This window comes from Micromonospora sp. NBS 11-29, assembly GCF_002140155.1.
Classification (GTDB): domain Bacteria; phylum Actinomycetota; class Actinomycetes; order Mycobacteriales; family Micromonosporaceae; genus Micromonospora.
The window spans coordinates 566,044-588,596 of the sequence record NZ_NAPR01000013.1; the positions used below are offsets into that span (position 1 = coordinate 566,044).

The window sequence follows — 22,553 nt, forward strand, 5'->3', positions numbered from 1 at the left end:
GCGGCGTTGATCATGAAGTTAGCGGCACTCCTGTGCGTGATTTGTCGCCGCTAACTTCATGATCAACGCGTGCCGAGGTGGGGTGGTGGTGGGTGGGTGGCGCTGGGCAGCCTCGTTCGCCCCGCCCCGCCCCGCCCCGCCCGGCCCGGCCCGGCCCGGCCCGGCCCGTCGATCTTGGACTTGTGGTCGTAGACATAAGGCGCATTGACGACATCCGAGGCGCCACAACTCCAAGATCGACGGGGCGGGGGCGAGATCTCCTTGGTCGGCGCGCTGGGCCCGCCGGGGTGTGGCAGGGCAGGGCAGGGCTGGGCAGGGCTGGGCAGGGTGGCGAGGTCGCTTGGACTGGCCTGGCCGCGCTGGGCAGGGTATTGCGCGGAGCAGGGGGACGCTGGACTGGGCGCGCTGGGCAGGGTGCTACACCGAGCAGGGGGCCGCGCTGGGCGGGATCGCGCTGGGCTGGGGTCTGGCTGAGCGAGGGTGGTCTTCTATCGCGACACCCTCGGCTCGAACTCCGCAACGACGTCGGCTTCCAGGACATGCGCTGGCGCCGAGCCGGGTTCGGGCTGGAGCGGGCGGCGCTGGGCATGGCCGCGCTGGAGCACGGGCGCGCTGAGGCAGGGGCGTGCTGGAGCATGGGCGCGCTGAGGCAGGGGCGTGCTGGGGCGTGGCGCTGGGCGCAGGGCGCGGTGGGTGGGGGCGGAGGCCAGGGGTGGCGGGGGCGAGGTCAGGGGGTGGCGGGGACGAGGTCCTGGTTTGGCGGGGCGGGCACGGCGGGCGGCGGGGTGCGGCGGTGGCGCAGCTCGACCGGGAGCACGGCGAGCGCCACCAGCAGGCCGATCGCGCCGGTGACCGCGAACCCCCACGCCGGCGCGGACGCGTCGATCACCGCCCCGGCCAGCGGCGCACCGAGGGCGATGCCGACGGTGACGGCGGAGCCGTGCAGTCCCATGGCCAGGCCGCGTACGCCGGGCGGGACGAGCCGGCTGACCGCGTCCGAGGTGGCCGCGATGGTGGGTGCGCAGAGCGCGCCGGTCGGGATCAACGCGAGGGAGAGCAGCCACCAGTATGATCCGCCGAGCCCGACCGGGATCGTGGTGAGGGCGAGCGCCGCCATCAGCGCCAGTGGCGGAACCGAGCGGCGTACCGCGCCGTAGACGAAGCCGCCGACCAGTGAGGCGACCGCCCAGGCGGTCAGTACCGCGCCGGTCCAGCCGACCTCGCCGCTGGCGCGCAGCACCGCCACCACGGCGACGTCGGTGCCGCCCAGCACCAGGGTGGCGGCCAGGCTGACGGCGATCACGGAGAGCAGGCGTGGGGTGAGCCACTCCCGGCGCGGCACCGGCCGCCGTGGCCCGGCCGGCTCGTCGGCGGCCCGGATCGGCGGGTTGAGCAGCCAGAAGCAGATGCCAGCGGCGACGATCCCGGTGCCGACCGCCCAGAGCGTGAGGCGCGGCGCGACGGCGGTGGCCAGGGCCACGGCGAGGGCGGGGCCGATCATGAACGACAGCTCCACCGACATCGAGTCCAGCGCATATGCGGGGCGGCGGTGCTCCGCCGGGACCAGCGCGGCGATGGACTGGCGGACCACGGAGAAGACCGGCAGGGCGAGCAGCCCGGCCAGGAACGCGGTGGGCAGCAGCATCGGGTACGACAACGTGGGCGCGACGGCCCAGAACACGCCCTCGGCCACGGTGCAGAGCAGCAGCACCGGGCGCAGCCCCCGGCGGTCGACCAGCCGGCCGAGCAGCGGGGCGCCGAGCGCGGTGCCGATGGTCGCCAGGGCGCCGACCAGGCCGGCGGCGCCGTAGCCCCGCCCCAGGTCGAGCACCACGTAGAAGGTGAGCGTCACCCCGACCGCGGTCAGCGGGATGCGCGCCAGCACCGACACCAGCAGCAGCGATCGCAGGCCGGGCCGGGCGAGCGCCTCCCGGTAGGGTTTCAGGTTCACGACGGGCCGCACCTCCCGCGCCATCCTGGGCGTCGGGTACGACAGTCGCAAGCGATTACCTGGTCAAGCGGTCCTGATCACAGGTTCGCCCACCATGGTGACGCCCGCGCCGTCCAGCGCGCGCAGCGCCACGTCCAGCGTCTCCGGCGCGACGGCGGCGGTCAGGTCCAGCAGCACGGTGGTGCGGAAGCCCTCCCGCGCGGCGTCCAGCGCGGTTGCCCGGACGCAGTGGTCGGTGGCGATGCCGACCACGTCGACCCGGTCGACGTCGCGGCGGCGCAGCCAGTCGGCCAGGCCCTCGCCGTCGGGCGCGTGCCCCTCGAAACCGGAGTACGCGGCCGCGTACTCGCCCTTGTGGAAGATCGCCTCGACCCGGCCGGTCGCCAGCTCGGGGTGGAACTCGGAGCCGGGCGTGCCGACCACGCAGTGCCGAGGCCAGGAGTCGACGTAGTCCGGCGGGTCGCCGAAGTGGGCGCCGGGGTCGACGTGGTAGTCCTTCGTCGCGACCACATGGTCCCAGCGGTCCGGCTCGCCGGCGAGCAGCCGGGAGATGCCGGCGGCCACCCCGGCCCCGCCGCCCACGGCGAGGGAGCCGCCCTCGCAGAAGTCGTTCTGCACGTCCACGATGATCAAGGCGTTCGCCATCTGATCGGTTCTCCTCAGCTCGCGGGTACGACGGTCACCGGCACGGCGGGGTCCCCGCCGGAGAGCTTCAGCCCCTCCCAGGGGATGGAGATCAGGCACTGCCGAAGGTGCTCCCGGGACTCGTCCAGGGTGGGCAGCGCCGCCGGCTCGCCCGACACCACGTACGAGTGCTGGAGCAGCCGGTCGTTGGGCTGCCGGTCGGGCACGCCCTGCGGCACGACGACCTCCTCGGTGGCGGTGCCGGTCGGCTTGTGCCGGCGGACGGCGACCTTCCGGCCGCCGATGGTGGCCTTGTGCTCGGAGCGCTTGACCACCGGCCGCCCCTCCACCTCGACCAGCTTGTAGACCAGGCCGGCGGTGGGTGCGCCGGAGCCGGTGACCACGGCGGTGCCGGCGCCGTACATGTCCACCGGCTCGGCGGCGAGCGAGGCGATGGCGTACTCGTCCAGGTCACCCGAGACGATGATCTTCGTCTCGGTGGCGCCGAGCGAGTCCAACAGCTCACGGGACTGCTGGGCGATCACCGCGAGATCACCGGAGTCGATCCGGACCGCCCGCAGCTCCGGCCCGGCCACCGCGATGGCGTTGCGGATGCCCTGGGCGATGTCGTACGTGTCGACCAGCAACGTGGTGTCCTTGCCCAGCGTGGCGACCTGGGAGGCGAACGCGGTCCGCTCGTCGTCGTGCAGCAGGGTGAACGCGTGCGCGGCGGTGCCCGCGGTGGGGATGCCGTAACGCTGCCCGGCGGCCAGGTTGGAGGTGAACCGGAACCCGGCCAGGTACGCCGCCCGCGCGGCGGCCACCGCGGCCTCCTCGTGCGCCCGGCGGGAGCCCATCTCGATCAGTGCCCGGCCCCGGGCGGCGGTCACCATCCGGGCCGCCGCCGCGGCGATCGCGCAGTCGTGGTTGAGCACGGACAGCACCAGCGTCTCCAGCACCACGCACTCGGCGAACGTGCCGGACACGGTGAGGATCGGGGAGCCGGGGAAGAACAGCTCGCCCTCGGCGTACCCGTCGATGTCGCCGGTGAAGCGGTAGTCGGCCAGCCACCGGGCGGCCCGGTCGTCGACCACGCCGGTGCGGCGCAGGAAGTCGATCTCCGTCGGGTCGAACCGGAAGTCGCGGATCATCTCGATCAGCCGGCCGGTGCCGGCGACCACGCCGTAGCGGCGGCCGGCCNGCTCGTAGTGGTCGGTCAGCAGCGCGGGGCGAAGGGTGCTCACGGTCCCAGCCTAAGGTTCAGGCCGGATCCGTGCCGTCGTGGCCCGGCATCGACCGCAGCGCGGCCCGCAGCTCGGCGCGGCCGGTCACCCCGAGTTTGCGGTAGACGCGCTGGAGATGGTTCTCCACGGTGCGGGTGGACAGGAACAGCCGTTCGGCGATCAGGCGGCTGGCCACGCCCTCGGCGGCCAGCCGGGCGATCTCCCGTTCCCGGTCGCTGAGCGCCGGGCGGAGCAGCCGCAACGCCGGGGTGGTGATGTCGTCGCAGCGGCGCAGCAGGTCGGCGAGGCGCTCCCGGGCGGGCCCGGTCGCACCGGCGCGGGCGTGGTGCATCCGGTGCAGGGCGGTCGCGGTCGCCTCGGCGGCGTACACCAGGAGATCCCGGGCGGCGAAGCCGTCGGCCACCGCGAGCAGGTCGTCGGGGGAGCCGTCGAGGGCGGCCCGGCCGTAGCGGGCGACCAGCGGCGGCAGCAGGCCGTCGACCTGTTCGGAGAGTTCCGCCAGGCGCTGCGCCACGGTACGCCGGTCGCCGTCGGTGCAGGTCGGCCCGACCGGCGCGGCGGCCTGGTCGAGCCGGACCAGGTCGAGCAGGACGAGCAGCTCGTGGCCGGCGAGCCCGTCCTCGCGCAGCCGGTCGGCCAGCGCGCAGAGGTGCTTGGTGGCCGCCGGCACGTCACCGGCCGCCGCCTGGGCGGCACCCCGGGCCTGCTCCAGCCACGGGTAGAGCACGGCCATGCCGGGCGCGTGGGTGCGGTCCGCCTCGGCCATCGCCTCGGCCGCGTGGGCGGCGTCCCCCCGTAGCGCCGCCGCCTGGGCGCGCTCGGCGTGCGCCAGGCCGGCGAACACCCGGCTGGTGGTGAGCACCGCGCAGGCGCCCAGGCTGGTCTTGAGCGCCTCGTCGCCGCGTCCGCGCAGCCGGGCCGCGTACGCCTGGAGGATGGCCAGGTAGCCGGTGCCGAGCCGGAAGTCGCCGGCGCCGGCCAGGTCGGCGAACTCGTCGGCGACGATCGCGTCGATGCCGGCCAGGTCGCCGGAGAGCGTCAGCCGGGTGCCCCGGGCCAGCTCCATGGCGAGCTGGAGGTAGGGCATGTCGGAGCGCCAGCACGCCGCCTCGGCCTGCACCCGGGCGATCGCGGTGGCGCTGCGCTGGTATTGCCCCTGCGCCGCCTGTAGGTGGGCGAGGGTGCACCGGGCCAGTTCCCGGGCCGCCATCGGGGCGGCCGGACGGTCCAGCACCTCCTGGGCCAGCCGCACCGCGACGTCGACGTCCAGCCGGTGCAGCCGCATGATCGCCTCGAAGGCGCGGACGCGGGCCCGGTCGGCGGGGTCGCTCAACTCCGCGCCGCGGGCGGCGATCTCCTCCACGGTGGACTCCCGGTTGAGCCCCCAGTAGCTGACCATGCCCCGGACGGTCAGCCAGCGGCTGCGTCGCCCGTCGTCGTGGATCTCCCCGGCGACCTGGTCGAGCACCCCGATCGCCTCCTGCGGCCGGTCGCCGAACATCAGGATGGTGGCGAGCAGTTCCGCGGCGTCGGTGCCGCCACCGGCGTCGAGCGCGGCGCGGGCCAGCCGGGTGGCGAGCGGCACGTCGTAGCGGCCGAACGCCTGCGCGGCGGCGTCGAGCAGCAGTTCCACGTTCTGCGCCGTACCCGAGTCGAGCCGCCAGACGGCGACCCGCAGCAGGTCGTCCCGGCGGCGGCTGCCAACCTGCTCCAGCAGCCCGGCCAGGGTGGCCTGGAGCCGACGGGTGCGGCTGACCGGGCAGTGCCGGCGGATCACCTCGCCGTAGAGCGGGTGAGCCAGCCGGACGTCGAGCCGCCGGTCGTCGCGGACCAGGGCGACGAGCCCGCGCTCCTCGGCCGCCTCCACGTCGGTCGGGTCGACCGCCCGCTCCAGCAGGTGCAGGCCCAGCGGCTCACCGAAGGCGACCAGCTCCACCACCGCGCGTACGCCGGGGGTGAGCTGGCCGATCCGGGTGTCGATCAGGTCGGTGAGGCTGGGCGCCAGCTCCAGCCGGCCGGTCCACCTCCAGATGCCGTACCTGCGGTCGAGCTGGCCGTCGGCGGCCAGCACCAGCTCGCGCAGCAGCAGCGGGTTGCCGGCGGAGAGTCGGAACAGCCGCTCGGCGGAACCGGCGTCGACCGGGCCGCCGAGGATCGCGGCGAGCAGCCCGGTGGTCTCGGCGCGCCCGAGCGGGCCCAGCTCCACCAGGTCGACCAGGTCGTCCGTCCAGAGCGCGCGGATCGGCAGCGGGAGCTGCTCGCCGTTGCGCAGCGTCCCGATCACGGTGGCGTTCTCCGCGCGGGCGATCAGGTTAACCAGCGCCGCCGAGGGCGGATCGAGCAGGTGCGCGTCGTCGATGGCCAGCACGATGGGCCGGCCCGCCGCCTGCTCCTGGAGCAGGTCCACGGCCCAGCGCAGGATGCCGGCGGGGGAGAGGCCCTGCGGTTGCGCGGCGGGAAGCACCTGGACCAACCCGCCGAAGGGCAGGGCGGCGGTGGTGGCGCTGGCCGCGACCGACCAGATCGCGTGGCGGTCGGGGGAGAGCGCGGCCACCCCCTCCCGGAGCAGGCGACTCTTGCCGACCCCCGCGTCGCCGCCGAACAGCAGTCCGCGCCGGTCGAGGCCGCCGATCGCCGACATCAGGCGGTTGAGTTCATCCGTCCGACCGACGAACTTCCACCTGCTCATCCGGGCAGCATATCGACCGTTTTCAGGCCGAGCGCCCACCGTCACACGGAGAAGTTGAGTAATCTGTCGATTACTCCTGAGTACCGCATGCGTTCGGTGTCGGATGCCCGACAGCCGTAGTCTTCCGACATCCCCGTTGGGGAAAATCCCGCGATCGGCCCGGGTCGGTCGCCCTGCCCGGGAGGCCGCCTGATGAAACCAGGTCCACTCCCCCCGGTCGACGCTTCCGATCCGGCCGGGCCGCCCCGGTGCGTCCCGCTGCCGACCCGGCTCGGGGTGACCGAACCCGGCCCGCACCAGCCGGTGGCCGTCGTCGTCGCCGGTCCGGCCGGCGCGGGCCGCCGTGAGCTGATCGCCGGCCTGCTCGGGGCGGCGGCCGAGACGCTCGTCGTGCCCGCCGGCAGCCACCTGCTGATCAACCACGGCCGGGTCGCCGCCCGGGCCGCCTACGTGCCGGGCCACCACCACGCCTACCGCGTCGACCCGCTCGCCGGCGGTCCGGCGCTGGCCCGCCCGCCCCGCCGGGTCGAGCTGAGCCTGCCCGATCCGCTGCTGCGGCACGTCACGGTGCTCGACACGCCGGACGCCGGCACCCTGGGGGTGGCCGGCGGCCGGGTGCTGCTCGACGGCGTGGGCCGGGCCGGCGCGTTGCTCTTCGTGATCGCCGTCGACCAGGTGTTCAGCGTCGCCGAGCTGCACCTGCTGGCCGAGGTGGCGGAGGCCCGCGTCGAGGTGTTCTTCGCCGTCACCCCGGGCGTGACCGGTCAGCCGGTGCCGGTGGACGGCCCGCCCGACCCGGTGGCGGTCTCGATCGCGGCCAAGCGGGCGGCGCTGCTGGCGGCGGTGCCCGCGCTCGCTGAGGCCCGGTGGTTCCCGGCCCGCCGGGCCGACCTGCCCGACCTGCGCAATGCCCTGGTGGCCTGGTCCACCGACGAGGGGCCGCGCCGGGTCGGCGCGCGACCGTCCGAGACGCCCGGCGCGCACGACCGGGTGCCGGTGGCGGCCGGCGTCGAGCCGGCCGGGCTGGCCGACCGGCTCGACCGGCGGACCCGCTCCTGCGCCCAACGGATCCGCCAGCACCTCGCCCTGGAACTGGCCGACATCCACCTGCGGGTGGTGCAGGAGATCGTCTTCGGGGTCGGCTGCGCCGGCCTGCCCCCGTTGCTCGACCGCGAGATGGAGGCGTTGTCACTGCTCGCCACCGCGCAGTGCGACGAGGCGGTCCGGGGCGTCGTCGCCGACGCCGCCGCCCGGGTCTTCGGCACGCCGCTCGTCGAGGGGGTGCACCGGCGGATCGCACAGGCCGTCCGCAGGGAGCTGACGGGTCGTCCGGACGGCCGGGAGCTGGACCGCGTACTCCTGATCACCAGCACGGCCGGGGTCGCCGGGTTGACCGGGGCCGGTGCCCTGGACGCGCTGGTCGGCCTCCCCGGCGTGGCGCGGGACGAGGTGCTGCCGCCGATCGGGGTGGCCCTCAGCGGCGGCTGCTGGCAGCACTGGCGGGCACCGGGCAACGACGACCCGAACGTCGCCCGTTCCTGGGCCCAGCGCGCCCTGCGCGAGGTCGAACTCGAACTGTCCCGCGAGGTGTCCCGCCGGTTCGGGGTGATCCGTCTCTCGCTGGGCGCGGTGCTCGCCGATGCTGTCGACCACGGCTTCCTCCCGGCCTGAGGCCGGCGCCGGACCGCTCGCGCCCGGCCCGGCGGACGCGCTCCGGACGGCCGATCCGGGCCGCCGCGCCGTTCCGGTTCATCGGTTCGGAGGATCCGGTGGCACGATGGGGGGCATGGCGGCTCCACAGGTTGCGCCGGTCGAGACGCCGGACACCGAAGAGGTGCCGGTCTCCGACCGGCCGTGGGTGACCATCGTCTGGGACGATCCGGTCAACCTGATGACGTACGTGACCTGGGTGTTCCAGAAGCTCTTCGGGTACAGCAGAGAGAAGGCGGAGCAGCTCATGCTGGACGTGCACCACAAGGGCAAGGCGGTGGTCTCCACCGGCGCCCGGGAGCGGATGGAGCACGACGCGGCGCAGCTGCACGCGTACGGCCTGTGGGCGACGGTGGACCGCTCGTGAGCGCGGGGAGTGAGCCGCAGCCGCGAGCGGGGGTGGCGCGGTGAGCATGTTCCGCCGGCGGGGCGACCGCTACGTGGCGACCTTCGCCGTCGACGAGGTGCGGGTGCTGCGCAAGGTCGCCTCCGAGGTGGTCGGCCTGCTGACCGACGGCTTCGACCACGGGGACCCGGTGGTCGGCCGGCTCTTTCCCGAGGCGTACCCGGACGACGCCGACGACACCGCGGAGTTCCGTCTCTACACCGAGGGCGACCTGAAGACCGCGAAGATCGACCAGGCCGGCGCGATCCTCGCCGCGCTGCCCGACGGCGACGGCGGCGGCGAGGTGCGGCTGGACGCGGAGGCGGCCGAGGCGTGGCTGCGGGCGCTCAACGACGCCCGGCTGGCGATGGGCGTCCGGTTGGAGATCAAGGACGGCACCGACCTGGGCGAGGAGCTGGACGACGCGGTCGCCGCGGACCCGGCCTCGTCCCGGGTGTTCCAACTGTCGGTCTACGCCTACCTCGGATATCTGCAGGAGTCCCTGCTCAACGCGCTCATCGACTGAGTGGTGACGGTCGCCACCTCGCCGCCCGGGACGGCCAGGCGCTAGTCTGGTCGGCGTGCTGAGCATCGACCGGTCGATCATCGACGCGATCGTGGCCCACGCGCGCCGCGACCATCCGGACGAGGCGTGCGGTGTGGTCGCCGGTCCCGTCGGCGCCGACACCCCGACCCGGCACATCCCGATGGACAACGCCGCCCGCTCGATGACCTTCTACGAGTTCGACTCGATGGAGCACCTCCGGGTGTGGCGCGAGATGGACGACCGCGACGAGGAACCGGTCGTCATCTACCACTCGCACACCGCCACCGAGGCCTACCCGTCCCGCACGGACGTCTCGTTCGCCGGTGAGCCGGGCGCGCACTACCTGCTCGTCTCGACCCGTGAGCCCGACACCGAGGAGATCCGCTCTTTCCGGATCGTCGACGGCGTGGTCACCGAGGAGCCGGTCGAGATCGTGGACGCCGCCGTGGACCCGAACGCCGTCCAGTCCTACATGTTCGGGCAGAGCCCGGCGACGGTCGACTACGAGTGTTCCGGCCGCTGATCCCCAGCACCCGGCACGCCTGTTCCGTTCCGTCACCCTGGCCCGACCCCCGAACGAGGAGCACGAGACATCATGGCCATCGAGGTTCGCATCCCCACCATCCTGCGCAGCTACACCGGCGGCGCGAAGGTCGTCGAGGGCAGCGGTGACACGCTCGCCGACCTGCTCACCGACCTGGACTCCCGGCACGCCGGCCTGCGGGGCCGGCTGGTCACCGACGCCGGCGCGCTGCACCGGTTCGTCAACGTGTACGTCAACGACGAGGACGTCCGCTTCCTCGGCGCGCTCGACGCCAAGCTCAACGACGGCGACAGCGTGACCATCCTCCCGGCTGTGGCCGGCGGTGCGTTCGGCTTCGCCGCGGCCGCGGCGATCGCCTCGCACGCGGTGTCCGCGCTCCGCTAGGGGGATCGGCATGGCGCGGTACGACAGCCTGCTCGACGCCGCCGGCGGCACCCCGCTGGTCGGGCTGCCCCGGCTGTCGCCGACGGTGCCCGAGGGGGCGCCGCCGGTTCGGCTCTGGGCCAAGCTGGAGGACCGGAACCCCACCGGCAGCATCAAGGACCGCGCGGCCCTGTTCATGGTCCGCGCGGCCGAGGAGGCCGGCCGGCTCCGGGCCGGCGACACGATCCTGGAGCCGACCAGCGGCAACACCGGCATCTCCCTGGCCATGGTGGCGAAGCTGCGCGGCTACCGGCTGGTCTGTGTGATGCCGGAGAACGTCTCCACCGAGCGGGTGCAACTGCTCCGGATGTACGGCGCGGAGATCATCTTCTCGCCGGCCGCCGGCGGCTCGAACCAGGCCGTCGCCACCGCGAAGCAGATCGCCGCCGAGCATCCGGACTGGGTGATGCTCTACCAGTACGGCAACGAGGCGAACGCCCGGGCGCACTACGAGACGACCGGGCCGGAGCTGCTGCACGACCTGCCGGGCATCACCCACTTCGTGGCCGGGCTGGGCACCACCGGCACGTTGATGGGCACCGGCCGCTTCCTGCGGGAGAAGGTCGAGGGTATCCAGATCGTGGCGGCCGAGCCGCGCTACGGCGAGCTGGTCTACGGCCTGCGCAACATCGACGAGGGCTACGTGCCCGAGCTGTACGACGCGGGGGTGCTCTCCCGGCGCTTCTCGGTGGGCACCCGGGACGCGGTGCTGCGCACCCGGCAGCTCGTCGAGGTGGAGGGGATCTTCGCCGGGTTCTCCACCGGGGCGATCCTGCACGCCGCGCTCGCCGTGGCGCACGAGGCGGTGCGTGACGGGCGTCGCGCCGATGTCGCGTTCGTGGTCTGCGACGGCGGCTGGAAATACCTGTCGACCGGGGCGTACGGCGGCACCCTCGCCGACGCCGAGGATGCCCTGGATGGTCAGCTCTGGGCCTGAGGGCCCGACGCTGGTCCGGTCGGCCGCCTCCGGCCGGCCGGACCGCCCTCACCTCGTGGTTCCGGACGCGTATGGGTGTCACGTTGGTGACAACTTCCGGTAGATGATTCTTGCCCGACGGGCTGCCGCGTAGGCTGCGCAGCGTGGCGAGTGCGTCGGTCGAGATCAACGGCGGGGCGGGTGCCGACGCGTCCACTACCCACGGTGAGATCGAGGCAACCGGATGCGATTGACCGTCCTCGGCTGCGCGGGCAGCTTTCCCGGCCCCGAGTCCCCCTGCTCGGCCTACCTCATGGAAGCCGACGGATTCCGGCTCCTGATCGACTTCGGGGTGGGCTCGCTCTCCACGCTCCAACGCTACGTGGGACTGCACGCCCCCGACGCGGTCCTCCTCACCCACCTGCACTGCGACCACATGTTCGACGCGGTGTCCTACGTGGTGGTGCGCCGGTACGCGCCGGACGGCCCGTACCCACCCCTGCCGATGTACGCCCCCGCCGGTGCGCCCGACCGGTTGGCCAGCGCGTACGGCCAGGAGGGCTCGGTGGAGGACGTGTACCAGTTCTACGGTCTCCAGCCGGGCACGTTCCCGATCGGCCCGTTCACCGTCACCGTCGACCGGATGAACCACCCCATCGAGACGTACGGGGTGCGACTGGAACACGGCGGTCGGGTGTTCTGCTACTCCGCCGACACCGCGCCCTGCGAGGCGCTGCTACGCCTCGCCCAGGACGCCGACACGTTCCTCTGCGAGGCCAGTTACCTCGACGGCATGGACAACCCGCCGGATCTGCACCTGACCGGCCGGGAGGCCGGCGAGGCGGCGACCAAGGCGGGGGTGGGCCGGCTCCTGCTCACCCACCTCGTTCCCGCCTGGGGCAGCGAGTCGCACACCGTGGAGTCGGCGGCCGGGGCATTCGCCGGGCCGATCGAGGTGGTCCGGGCCGGCGCCGGTTACGACGTCTGACCGCCCGGCGGTGGCGGGTCGGCGGGCACCGGCGGCCGGCGCGATCACCGCATTGCATAGGGTGCAGGCATGGCGCGACCTGACGGGCGGCGGCCCGACCAACTCCGACCGGTGACCCTGACCCGGGGCTGGAGCACCCATCCGGAGGGTTCGGTGCTCGTCGAGTTCGGCGCGACCCGGGTGCTCTGCACCGCCAGCGTCACCGAGGGCGTGCCCCGTTGGCGCAAGGGCTCCGGGCTGGGTTGGGTGACCGCCGAGTACGCGATGCTGCCCCGCGCCACCAACACCCGCTCCGACCGGGAGAGCGTGCGCGGCAAGGTCGGTGGGCGTACCCATGAGATCTCCCGGCTGATCGGCCGCAGCCTGCGCGCCTGCGTCGACCTGAAGGCGCTCGGCGAGAACTCGGTCGTGCTCGACTGCGACGTGCTCCAGGCCGACGGCGGCACCCGCACCGCCGCCATCACCGGCGCGTACGTGGCGCTGTACGACGCGGTGACCTGGCTGGCCGAGCGCAAGGCGCTGACCGGCAAGGTGGAGAAGGTGATGCACCGCTCGGTGGCCGCTGTCAGCGTCGGGGTGATCGGCGGCGAGCCGATGCTCGACCTCTGCTACGCCGAGGACGTGACCGCCGAGGTCGACATGAACGTGGTCTGCACCGGCACCGGCGACTTCGTCGAGGTGCAGGGCACGGGCGAGGCCGGCGTCTTCGACCGCGCCCAGCTCGACGCCCTGCTCGACCTGGGCGTGGCGGGCTGCCTGGATCTGGCCGACGCGCAACGGAAGGCGCTTGACCTGTGACCGACAACAAGGTGCTCCTGGCCACCCGTAACCGCAAGAAGCTCGTCGAGCTTCAGCGGATCCTCGACGGCGCGCTCGGCGTCCACCGGGTCGCGCTGGTCGGCCTGGATGACGTGGCGGAGTTCCCGGAGCTGCCGGAGACCGGCCTGACCTTCGGCGAGAACGCGCTGATCAAGGCCCGGGAGGGCTGCCGGCGCACCGGTCTGCCGACCATCGCCGACGACTCCGGCCTGGCGGTGGACGCCTTGAACGGGATGCCCGGGGTGTTCAGCGCCCGCTGGTCGGGCCGGCACGGCGACGACCGGGCCAATCTCCAGCTCGTGCTGGACCAGATCGGTGACGTGCCCGACGAGCACCGGGGCGCGTCGTTCGTCTGCACGATCGCGCTGGTGCTGCCCGGCGGCAAGGAGCACCTCGTCGACGGCCGGCAGGCCGGTCGGCTGCTCCGCGCCCCGCGCGGGGAGGGTGGCTTCGGCTACGACCCGATCTTCCTCGGGGACGGGCAGGACCGCACCAACGCGGAGCTGTCGCCGGCGGAGAAGGACGCGGTCAGCCACCGCGGCAAGGCGCTGCGCGAGATGGCCAAGCTGGTGGCCAACGTGCTTCCCGCGGCGGGCTGACGGCGGCGCGGTGTCTGAACCGGTGACGGTCGAGTTGGCCGAGCCGGCCGTGCTGTGGAGCCGGTGGGGTGCGGTCGGCGCGGCTTTCGCCGCGCTCGGCTACGACGACGTGTGGTGGACCGACGCCCACGGCGCCCACCACGACGACCACGGGGGCAACTGGGGGCGGCTGGTCCTGGTCGCCGACGGTCGCGCGGTGCTCTTCGGCTACGACCACGAATACAGCGGCACGGTCGACGCGAGTCCTCCGATCGACCTGCTCGCCGGTGCGCCGGCCTGGCTGCCCTGGCCGGAACTGCTCCGGCACGCCGAGGACGACCAGCTCGGCTACGTCTACTGGCACGAGCACGGCTCGTGGTCCCGGGTCCCCTATCCGGACGGGATCGCCGACGGTCTCGTACCGACCGTCGGCGCGGTCCTCGACGCCGGCCGGGCGCGGCGGGAGCTGGCGGAGGTGGTCTTCGGCTGGGCCCACCACGACGCCGACGGCGAGGCGGAACGGGGCGACGTGGCGACCCACGCCGACCGGCTGCTCGCCGCCGCCGCCGACCGGGTGGTCGACGCGGGTGTCCTCGCCGGGCTGCTCGCGCGGATCCGGTCCCGGGAGGTCGACCTCCCGGCCGGTGTCCTCGCGGCCACCCGGGCCGGCCTCACCCCCGGCGCGGTCACGCCGGTCGTGCCGGCGGCCGCCGAGGTGCCGCCCCGGCGGGTCCGCACGCTCAGTGTCGACCAGCACGAACGGTTGGCCTGGGCGGCGATGCGGGAGGCGAGGGAGATTCCCCGCCCGCGACCGGCCGTCACCGATGAGCTGGAGGACCTGGTGGAGTGGGCCCGCGCCCGGGCGCCGGGCGCCGACGGGCGGTCCCGCGTGATCGTCGAGGCGCTGGACGGCGCGATGCGCCAGATCTCCGACGACCTCCGGCCGGTGGCCCGGGCCGGGGAGAGTTCCCGGGACGTCTTCGCTCTCGTCGAACGCCTCCGGGCGGCCGAGGCCGACCCGCGGCACGGGCACTGGATCTTCCTGCGGTTGGAGACCACGCCGGACGGGTTCACCGTCGAACGCCGCTACGACTCCTGGCCCGACTGGATGGGGCCCCTCGACAGCGGTCCGTGGCTGTCCCATCTGCGCGCGGAGATGGACGTCCGGGCGGCGGCGTTCCGGCCGGCCTGGTCGGCGCTGCTCGACCCGGAGGTGGCCTACCTCGGGCCGCCGGAGTCCCGGGCCGGCACACCGACGTCCTGAGGCACGCTCGCCGGTTGCCGTCCGCACCGCCTGCGGCCGGCGGAAGACCGGAAGACCGTGCGACCGTCCGGCCGCCTCGGGTGGCGGCCGGACGGTGTGGCGGTTCAGCCCAGCGGGCCGATCTCCCGTTCGATCGCGGCCCGCAGTTCCGGCCCGCGTACCACCTCGCGGGCCGCCTCCATCAGCGGCGCGAGGAACACGTCCGGTCCCGGCTCGCCGGCCGCGCCGCCCAGCGCGGCCAGCGCCGCCCGGCCCGCCGGGGACGGCGTCAGCGGCGCCCGGAGCTGAAGCCCGCGTACGGCCGCCAGCAGCTCCACCGCGAGCAGGCTGGTCAGGTTGTCCAGTACCGTGCGCAGCTTCTTGGTGGCCGCCCAGCCCATCGAGACGTGGTCCTCCTGCATGCCGCTGGTGGGCAGCGAGTCGACCGAGGCGGGCGCGGCCAGCCGGCGGTTCTCCGCGACGATGCCGGCGGCGGTGTACTGGGCGATCATCAGCCCGGAGTTGACCCCGGCGTCGGGGGAGAGGAACGCCGGCAGGTCCCGGTTGCGGGCCACGTCGAGCAGCCGGTCCACCCGCCGTTCGGCGATCGCGCCCACCTCGGCGGCGGCGATGGCCAGGTAGTCGGCGGCGAAGCCGAGCGGCGCGCCGTGGAAGTTGCCGGTCGACTCGACCCGCCCGTCCGGCAGCACCACCGGGTTGTCCACCACGGACCGCAGCTCCCGGCCGGCGACCACGTCGACGAAGTCGAGCGTGTCCCGGGCCGCGCCGGCCACCTGCGGCGCGCACCGCATTGAGTACGCGTCCTGCACCGCGTGCGCCAGGTCGTCGCGGTGCGAGTCCATCACCGCCGAGCCCTGCAACAGCCGGTGGATGTTCGCCGCCGAGGCGGCCTGACCGGGGTGCGGGCGGATGGCGTGCAGCTCGGGCCGGAACGGCCGCTCCGAGCCGAGCATCGCCTCGATCGCCAGCGCGGCCGTCACGTCGGCCATGGCGAACAGGTGGCGGGCGTCCCGGATCGCCAGCAGCAGCATGCCGAGCATGCCGTCGGTGCCGTTGATCAGCGCCAGCCCCTCCTTGGCGGCCAGCCCGACCGGGGTCAGCCCGGCCCGGCGCAGCGCGTCGGCGGCGTCGAGGCGTTCCCCGGCCGGGCCGAGCACCCAGCCCTCGCCGAGCAGCACCAGCGCGCAGTGCGCCAGCGGCGCCAGGTCACCCGAGGCGCCCAGCGAGCCGTGCTCCGGCACCCACGGGGTGACGTCGTGGTTGAGCAGGTCCACCAGCGCCTCGGCGACCAGCGGACGCACACCGGAGTGGCCGAGCGCCAGCGAGCGTACCCGCAGCAGCATCATGGCCCGCACCACCTCGCGGGGCATCGGCGCGCCCACGCCGGCCGCGTGCGAGCGGATCAGCGCGTGCTGCAACTCGGCCCGCCGCTGCGGGGCGACGAACGTGTTGGCCAGCGCCCCGAACCCGGTGGAGACGCCGTAGACCGGTCGGCCGGCGGCCTCGATGCCGTCCACGATGGACCGGCTGGTCGCCATCGCCTCGACGGTGGCCGGGTCGAGCACGACCGGGGCGGTGCCGCGGGCGACCGCGAGCACGTCGGCGGGGGAGACCCCGGTGGGCAGGATGGTGACGGTGGTCATCGTGGCACTCCGTTGTGCAGAACCTGGCGGATCAGTGGCACCCCCGGCCGGTAGGCCAGGTGCAGGTGGGTCGGTGCGTCGAGGACGACCAGGTCGGCCCGCGCCCCCGGGGTCAGCCGGCCGACGTCGGTGCGGCGCAGCGCCGCCGCCCCGCCCGCGGTCGCGGCCCACACCGCCTCCGCCGGGGTCATCCGCATCTCGCGTACGGCGAGCGCGACGCAGAACGGCATCGACGTGGTGTACGACGAGCCGGGGTTGCAGTCGGTGGCCAGCGCCACGGTGACACCGGCGTCGAGCAGGCGACGCGTGTCCGGGTAGGGCGAGCGGGTGGAGAACTCGGCCCCCGGCAACAGCGTGGCGACCGTCTCCGCGCCGGCCAGCGCGTCCACGTCGGCGTCGGTCAGGTGGGTGCAGTGGTCGACGCTGGCCGCGCCGAGTTCCACCCCGAGCCGGACGCCCGGCCCGGGGCCGAGCTGGTTGGCGTGCAGCCGCACACCCAGCCCGGCGGCCTGCCCGCAGGCGAGGATCGCCCGCGCGTGGTCGGCGTCGAACGCGCCGCGCTCGCAGAACACGTCGATCCAGCGGGCGTACGGGGCGGCGGCGGCCAGCATCGGCCCGCAGACCAGGCCGACGTAGTCGTCGGGACGGTCGGCGTACTCGGCGGGAACCACATGCGCGCCGAGGAACGTGGTGTCCCCGGTGAACTCGGCGGCGATCCGCAGCGAGCGGGCCTCCTCGGTGACGCTCAGGCCGTACCCGCTCTTGATCTCGACCGTGGTGGTGCCCTGCCGCAGCATCTCGGCGCGCAGCCGGCCCACGGTGGCGCGCAGGTCGTCGTCGGTGGCCGCGCGGGTCGCGCCCACGGTGGTGCGGATGCCGCCGCCGGTGTAGGGCTCGCCGGCCATCCGGGCGGCGAACTCGGCGGCCCGGTCCCCGGCGAAGACCAGGTGGGCGTGGCTGTCCACGAAGCCGGGCAGCACGGCCGCGCCGCCGACGTCGAGGCGCCGGTCGGCGGCCGGCGCGTAGCGGGCCGGCCCGACCCAGGCGACCTGCCCGTCCTCGATCAGCAGCGCGGCGTCGCGCCGGACACCCAGCGGGTCGCCGCCCCGGCCGTCGTTGGTGACCAGCTCGCCGATGTTGTCCACCAGCAGGCTGCTCACGAGGTCACCTCGGCGATCGCGTCCCGCAGCTCCGTGGGGACGTCCACCGTGCGGTGCCGGCCGTCGGCCACCACGGTCCGGCCGTCCACCACCACCTGCGTCACGTCGGCGGCGGTGGCCGCGAAGAACACCCCGACCGGCGGCACCCCGGCGGTGCGGGCGCTGTCCAGCCGTACCGTCACCAGGTCGGCCCGGAAGCCTGCGGCGAGCCGGCCGGCGTCGGCCCAGCCGAGCGCGGCGTGGCCGGTCACGGTCGCGGCGGCGAGCAGCTCGACGGCGCCGAAGTGCCCCCGGCGTCGGGTGCGCAGCCGCTCGTCCAGTTCCACCGCGCGGGCCTCCTCGAACAGGTCCACCACGGCGTGGCTGTCGCTGCCGAGACTGAGTGGGCTGCCCGCCTCGGCCAGCCGCCGGGCCGGGCCGATCCCGTCGGCCAGGTCCCGTTCCGTGGTCGGGCAGAGGCAGACCCCGGTACGGCTGTCGCCGAGCAGCGCCACATCGGCGGCGGTCGGGTGGGTGGCGTGCACGGCGGTGGTGTGCGGGCCGAGCACGCCGTGGTCGGCGAGCAGCCGGGTCGGCGTGCGACCGTGCACGGCCCGGCAGGCGTCGTTCTCGGCCGGCTGCTCGGAGACGTGCACATGCAGCGGCACCCCGGCGCGTTCGGCCAGGTTGGCCACGGTGGCGAGCTGATCGGCCGGCACCGCGCGGACCGAGTGGATGGCCGCGCCGACCTGGACGTGGCCGTCCTCCGGGCGGAAGGCGGCGACCCGGTCCGCCCAGCGCAGCGCGTTCCCGTCGCCGAACCGCCGCTGCGGCCCGACCAGCGGTTCGCCGTCGACGGTGGCGGTCAGGTAGGCGGCGTCGAGCAGGGTGAGCCGGATCCCGGCGTGCGCGGCGGCCTCGACCAGCGCCGCCGACATCGCGTTCGAATCGTCGTACGGCGTCCCGTCCGGGCCGTGGTGCAGGTAGTGGAACTCGCCCACGCAGGTGATCCCGGCGAGCGCCATCTCCGCGTACGTGGCGCGGGCCAACGCCAGGTAGGAGTCCGGGTCGAGGCGGGCGGCCACGGTGTACATCAGGTCCCGCCAGGACCAGAAGTCGCCCCGGCGGTCGTGGGTGCGCCCGCGCAGCGCCCGGTGGAACGCGTGCGAGTGGGCGTTGGCCAGGCCGGGCAGCGTCAGCCCGGGCAGCCGGACGGCGTCCACCTCGACGCCGGCGGCCGGCGGTCCGCCCCCGGTCAGCGGCGTGACCGCGGTGAACCGCCCGTCCGTCGCCTCGATCAGCACGTCCGGGGTGGGTTCGGCGTCATCGGGCAGCCAGGCGTACTCGGCCAGCCAGCGGGTCAGTGGCATGCCAGCTCCTCCAGCACGCGGGCCAGGGCGGCCACCCCGGCGGCGCAGTCGGCGTCGGTGGCGGACTCGGCCGGGGAGTGCGACACCCCGGTCGGGTTCCGCACGAACAGCATCGCGGTGGGCAGGTGCGCCGCCAGCACCCCGGCGTCGTGCCCGGCGCCGGTGGGCAGCACCGGCGCGTCGAGCAGCGTGACCAGCCGCCCGGCCAGCCCGCCGTCGAACGCGACGAGCGGGGTCGCCGACTCCGGCGTGCAGGTCAGCGCGGTGCCGTCCCGGCCGGCGCGTTCGGTGGCCTTGGCGCGTACCGCCTCGACCAGGCCGTGCAGCGTCTCCGCCTCGGCCGCCCGCGCGTCCAGCCAGCCGGTGACCCGCGACGGGATCGCGTTGGTGGCGTTCGGCTCGACCGACACCCGGCCCACGGTGGCGTGCGCGTCGCGCAGCCGGGCCTCCTTGTTCGCCGCGAGCACGGTGAACGCGTAGGTGAGCATCGGGTCTCGGCGGTCGGCCATCCGGGTCGTACCCGCGTGGTTGCCCTCGCCGGTGAAGTCGAACCGCCACCGGCCGTGCGGCCAGATCGCCGACGCGACCGCGACCGGCGCGTCCGCGTCGACCAGCGCGCGGCCCTGCTCGACGTGCAGCTCCACGAAGGCCGCGAAGCGGCCGAGCAGCGTCGGGTCGGCGCCCGCCGGCCGCGCGCCCAGCGCGTCGGCGAAGCTCACCCCGGCCCGGTCGCGCAGCCCGGCCGCGCGGTCGGCGTCGATCTCGCCGGTGAGCAGCCTCGACCCCAGGCAGGGTACGCCGAACCGCGCGCCCTCCTCCTCCACGAACGCCGCCACCACGATGGGCCGATCCGGGGCGACACCGGCGGCCCGCAGCTCGTCCACGGCGAGGAACGCGCCGACGATGCCGAGCGGCCCGTCGTACGCCCCGCCGTGCGGCACCGAGTCGAAGTGGCTGCCGGTGAGCACCGCCTCCCCGGCGTCCGGGTCGCCCCACCAGGCGAACAGGTTGCCGTTGCCGTCCTGCTGGACCGGCATGCCCCGCGCGTCGGCCTGCTCCCGGAACCACCCGCGCAGCGTGCGTTCCGCCTCGGTGAGCGCATACCGCAGGTAGCCGCCGCTGCCGCTGTCCCGCCCGACGCCGGCGATCTCCGCCCACAGCTTCCGGAACCTGTTAATAAGGGGCCCTTCCTCTACCGAATGCGTTAACAAGGGGCCCCTCCTTGCTCCGCCGTCGGGATGTGGAGGGCGGTGCGCGCGGCCGTGGCGCGGGCGTCGTCGTAGCCGGCGTCGACGTGCCGGATCACCCCCATCGCCGGATCGTTGGTCAGCACCCGCTCGATCTTCTGCCCGGCCAGCGCGCTGCCGTCGGCCACGCACACCTGCCCGGCGTGGAGGGAACGGCCGATGCCGACCCCGCCGCCGTGGTGGATGGACACCCAGGACGCCCCGCTGGCGGTGTTGACCAGCGCGTTGAGCAGCGGCCAGTCGGCGACCGCGTCGGAACCGTCGGCCATCGCCTCGGTCTCCCGGTACGGGCTGGCGACGCTGCCGCAGTCCAGGTGGTCCCGACCGATCACCACCGGCGCGCTCAGCTCGCCCGAGGCGACCATCTCGTTGAACCGCACCCCGGCGGAGTCCCGCTCGCCGTAGCCGAGCCAGCAGATCCGCGCCGGCAGGCCCTGGAACGCGACCCGCTCGCCGGCCATCCGCATCCACCGGGCCAGGGACTCGTTCTCCGGGAACAGGTCGAGGATCGCCCGGTCGGTGGCGGCGATGTCGGCCGGGTCGCCGGAGAGCGCCGCCCAGCGGAACGGCCCTTTGCCCTCGCAGAACAACGGCCGGATGTACGCCGGCACGAAGCCGGGGAAGTCGAACGCCCGCTCGTATCCGCCGAGCTTCGCCTCGCCCCGGATCGAGTTGCCGTAGTCGAAGACCTCCGCACCCGCGTCGAGGAAGCCGACCATCGCCTCGACGTGCTTCGCCATCGACGCCCGCGCCCGGTCGGTGAACTCGGCCGGCTTCGCCTTCGCAAAGTCGCGCGCGTCGCCCGGCTCCACCCCCTCCGGCACGTACGACAGCGGGTCGTGCGCGCTGGTCTGGTCGGTGACCACGTCGACGGCGACGCCCCGGCGCAGCAACTCGGGGAAGACGGTGGCGGCGTTGCCGACCACACCGACGCTCAGCGCCCGCCGGTCCCGCTTCGCGGCGAGCGCCCGGGTCACCGCGTCGTCCAGGTCGTCGGCCACCTCGTCGAGGTAGCGGTCGCGTACCCGCCGGTCCAGCCGGGTGCGGTCCACGTCCACCACCAGGCAGACGCCGCCGTTCATGGTGACCGCGAGCGGCTGCGCCCCGCCCATCCCGCCACACCCGGCGGTGAGCGTCAACGTGCCGGCGAGCGTGCCGCCGAAGCGTTTGGCGGCGACCGCGGCGAACGTCTCGTAGGTGCCCTGGAGGATGCCCTGGGTGCCGATGTAGATCCAGGAACCGGCGGTCATCTGCCCGTACATGGTCAGGCCCAGCGATTCGAGGCGGCGGAACTCCGGCCAGGTGGCCCAGTCGCCGACCAGGTTGGAGTTGGCCAGCAGCACCCGGGGCGCCCACTCGTGCGTGCGCAGCACCCCGACCGGTCGGCCGGACTGCACCAGCATCGTCTCGTCGTCGCGCAGCTCGGTCAGCGTCCGCACCAGCGCGTGGTACGACGGCCAGTCCCGGGCCGCCTTCCCGGTGCCGCCGTAGACCACCAGGTCGTCGGGGCGCTCGGCCACCTCCGGGTCGAGGTTGTTCATCAGCATCCGCAGGGCGGCCTCCTGCGGCCACCCCTTCGCGGTGCGGGCGGTGCCGCGGGCGGCGCGGACGGGCTGGTGCATCTCGTACTCCTCTCAGCCGAGGAACAACTGGCGGCGGGCGGCGGACGACTCGAACGCCTCGAGCCGGGCCTGGGTCTCGGCCGGTGCGGCGTCGCAGATGGCCTGGAGCACCACCATGGCCAGGGTCATCGGCGCGGTGTGCAGGTCGAAGACCAGGTCGGTGCCGACGGCGGCGGGCAGCACCACGTCGGCGTGGTCGGTGGCCGGGCTGACCGGGGAGTCGGTGATCGCCACGACCCTCAGCCCGGCATCGCGGGCCTCGCGCAGCGCGTCCAGCGTCTCCCGGGGATAGCGGGGGAGCACGAACGCGAGCAGCGCGGTGGCGCCGGCCGCGACCGCCTGGTCGAGCCGGTCGGCGAGCAGGCTGCCGCCGTCGTCCAGGACCCGCACGTCCGGGCGTACCTTCGCGGCGAAGTACGCGAAGTACGCGGCCAGCGGCGCGGCGGCGCGCAGCCCGAGCACCGGCAGTGGACGGCTGGCCGCGAGCAGCGTGCCCACCTCGGCGATCCGGCCGGCGTCGGCGAGTTGCCCGGCGAGCCGGTCCAGGTTGGCCATCTCGGCGTGCACGGCCCGTTGCAGGGCGTTTTCGGCGTCGGCCGGCTGGGCGGCCCCGGTGGCGGTCAGCTCCCGCAGCCGGCGACGCAGCGCGGGGTAGCCGTCGTGCCCGAGCGCCATGGCGAACCGGGTCACCGACGGCTGGCTGACGCCGGCCAGCTCGGCGACCTCCGCCGCGGACAGGTACGCCGCCGCGCCCGCGTGCCGGACCAGGCAGTGGGCGATGCGGCGCTGGGTCGGGGTGAGCCGGACGCCGTGGAAGAGGTCGAGCACGCCGCCGGCACCGTCATTCACG

20 protein-coding genes are annotated in these 22,553 nt (G+C 74.5%); 10 read left to right on the forward strand and 10 right to left on the reverse strand.

Translation table 11 applies throughout. From position 1 onward, the window contains the following. Positions 1-727: 727 nt before the first annotated feature. The 4 genes from B1205_RS19040 to B1205_RS19055 all read right to left on the reverse strand — a co-directional run bounded on the left by B1205_RS19040 (position 728) and on the right by B1205_RS19055 (position 6,508). Complete coding sequence (locus B1205_RS19040; RefSeq protein ID WP_089156816.1) at positions 728-1,975, reverse strand: MFS transporter; 1,248 nt, start codon at positions 1,973-1,975, stop codon at positions 728-730. 39 nt (positions 1,976-2,014) lie between these two features. Then, positions 2,015-2,596 (reverse strand): isochorismatase family protein, encoded by a 582-nt coding sequence (locus B1205_RS19045; protein WP_089156817.1) that lies wholly within the window; start codon positions 2,594-2,596, stop codon positions 2,015-2,017. 14 nt (positions 2,597-2,610) lie between these two features. Then, positions 2,611-3,819, reverse strand: coding sequence for a nicotinate phosphoribosyltransferase (locus tag B1205_RS19050; RefSeq protein ID WP_089156818.1), 1,209 nt, complete (start codon positions 3,817-3,819; stop codon positions 2,611-2,613). Between the two features lie 16 nt (positions 3,820-3,835). Next, the gene (locus B1205_RS19055; RefSeq protein ID WP_089156819.1) at positions 3,836-6,508 is read right to left on the reverse strand and encodes a helix-turn-helix transcriptional regulator; all 2,673 of its coding nucleotides are present in this window, start codon (positions 6,506-6,508) and stop codon (positions 3,836-3,838) included. Positions 6,509-6,784: 276 nt separating this feature from the next. On the opposite strand from B1205_RS19055, the gene B1205_RS19060 reads away from it, so the two are divergent. The 10 genes from B1205_RS19060 (at position 6,785) to B1205_RS19105 (ending at position 14,682) form a co-directional block, all read left to right on the forward strand. Then, positions 6,785-8,179, forward strand: coding sequence for a hypothetical protein (locus tag B1205_RS19060; RefSeq protein WP_254910043.1), 1,395 nt, complete (start codon positions 6,785-6,787; stop codon positions 8,177-8,179). 115 nt (positions 8,180-8,294) lie between these two features. Further along, positions 8,295-8,585 (forward strand): ATP-dependent Clp protease adapter ClpS, encoded by a 291-nt coding sequence (gene clpS / locus B1205_RS19065; protein WP_089156821.1) that lies wholly within the window; start codon positions 8,295-8,297, stop codon positions 8,583-8,585. 46 nt (positions 8,586-8,631) lie between these two features. Further along, positions 8,632-9,129 carry a DUF2017 domain-containing protein gene (locus B1205_RS19070; protein WP_176308700.1) on the forward strand — a complete coding sequence of 166 codons (498 nt, stop codon included), beginning with the start codon at positions 8,632-8,634 and terminating at the stop codon, positions 9,127-9,129. A 55-nt stretch (positions 9,130-9,184) separates the two neighbouring features. Further along, on the forward strand, positions 9,185-9,673 hold the full coding sequence (locus tag B1205_RS19075; protein ID WP_089156823.1) for a Mov34/MPN/PAD-1 family protein: 489 nt from the start codon (positions 9,185-9,187) through the stop codon (positions 9,671-9,673). 72 nt (positions 9,674-9,745) lie between these two features. Then, positions 9,746-10,078, forward strand: a complete 333-nt coding sequence (locus tag B1205_RS19080; RefSeq protein ID WP_089156824.1) for a MoaD/ThiS family protein — start codon at positions 9,746-9,748, stop codon at positions 10,076-10,078. 10 nt (positions 10,079-10,088) lie between these two features. Continuing rightward, positions 10,089-11,054, forward strand: a complete 966-nt coding sequence (locus B1205_RS19085) for a PLP-dependent cysteine synthase family protein (protein ID WP_089156825.1) — start codon at positions 10,089-10,091, stop codon at positions 11,052-11,054. 223 nt (positions 11,055-11,277) lie between these two features. Further along, positions 11,278-12,021 (forward strand): MBL fold metallo-hydrolase, encoded by a 744-nt coding sequence (locus tag B1205_RS19090; protein WP_089156826.1) that lies wholly within the window; start codon positions 11,278-11,280, stop codon positions 12,019-12,021. A gap of 69 nt (positions 12,022-12,090) precedes the next feature. After that, the gene (gene rph, locus B1205_RS19095; protein ID WP_089156827.1) at positions 12,091-12,819 is read left to right on the forward strand and encodes a ribonuclease PH; all 729 of its coding nucleotides are present in this window, start codon (positions 12,091-12,093) and stop codon (positions 12,817-12,819) included. Continuing rightward, positions 12,816-13,439 (forward strand): RdgB/HAM1 family non-canonical purine NTP pyrophosphatase, encoded by a 624-nt coding sequence (gene rdgB, locus B1205_RS19100; protein ID WP_089156828.1) that lies wholly within the window; start codon positions 12,816-12,818, stop codon positions 13,437-13,439. The genes rph and rdgB overlap by 4 nt, the downstream gene beginning before the upstream one ends. A 10-nt stretch (positions 13,440-13,449) precedes the next feature. Continuing rightward, a complete protein-coding gene (locus tag B1205_RS19105) occupies positions 13,450-14,682 on the forward strand; it encodes a hypothetical protein (RefSeq protein WP_254910044.1) in 1,233 nt (410 codons plus the stop codon). A gap of 104 nt (positions 14,683-14,786) precedes the next feature. Here the strand turns inward: B1205_RS19105 and hutH are convergent, their stop codons facing one another. The 6 genes from hutH to B1205_RS19135 are packed head-to-tail and all read right to left on the reverse strand — an operon-like array spanning position 14,787 to position 22,552. Then, positions 14,787-16,325, reverse strand: a complete 1,539-nt coding sequence (hutH, locus tag B1205_RS19110; protein ID WP_089156830.1) for a histidine ammonia-lyase — start codon at positions 16,323-16,325, stop codon at positions 14,787-14,789. Continuing rightward, complete coding sequence (hutI, locus tag B1205_RS19115; protein ID WP_089156831.1) at positions 16,322-17,485, reverse strand: imidazolonepropionase; 1,164 nt, start codon at positions 17,483-17,485, stop codon at positions 16,322-16,324. Before hutI ends, hutH begins: the two co-directional genes overlap by 4 nt. Next, a complete protein-coding gene (locus B1205_RS19120; protein ID WP_089157090.1) occupies positions 17,482-18,828 on the reverse strand; it encodes a formimidoylglutamate deiminase in 1,347 nt (448 codons plus the stop codon). Before B1205_RS19120 ends, hutI begins: the two co-directional genes overlap by 4 nt. Then, positions 18,825-20,045 carry an allantoate amidohydrolase gene (locus B1205_RS19125; RefSeq protein WP_089156832.1) on the reverse strand — a complete coding sequence of 407 codons (1,221 nt, stop codon included), beginning with the start codon at positions 20,043-20,045 and terminating at the stop codon, positions 18,825-18,827. The genes B1205_RS19120 and B1205_RS19125 overlap by 4 nt, the downstream gene beginning before the upstream one ends. Continuing rightward, positions 20,039-21,703, reverse strand: a complete 1,665-nt coding sequence (gene hutU / locus B1205_RS19130; RefSeq protein ID WP_089156833.1) for a urocanate hydratase — start codon at positions 21,701-21,703, stop codon at positions 20,039-20,041. Before hutU ends, B1205_RS19125 begins: the two co-directional genes overlap by 7 nt. A gap of 12 nt (positions 21,704-21,715) precedes the next feature. Continuing rightward, positions 21,716-22,552, reverse strand: coding sequence for a MurR/RpiR family transcriptional regulator (locus B1205_RS19135; protein ID WP_089156834.1), 837 nt, complete (start codon positions 22,550-22,552; stop codon positions 21,716-21,718). Position 22,553 lies beyond the last annotated feature (1 nt).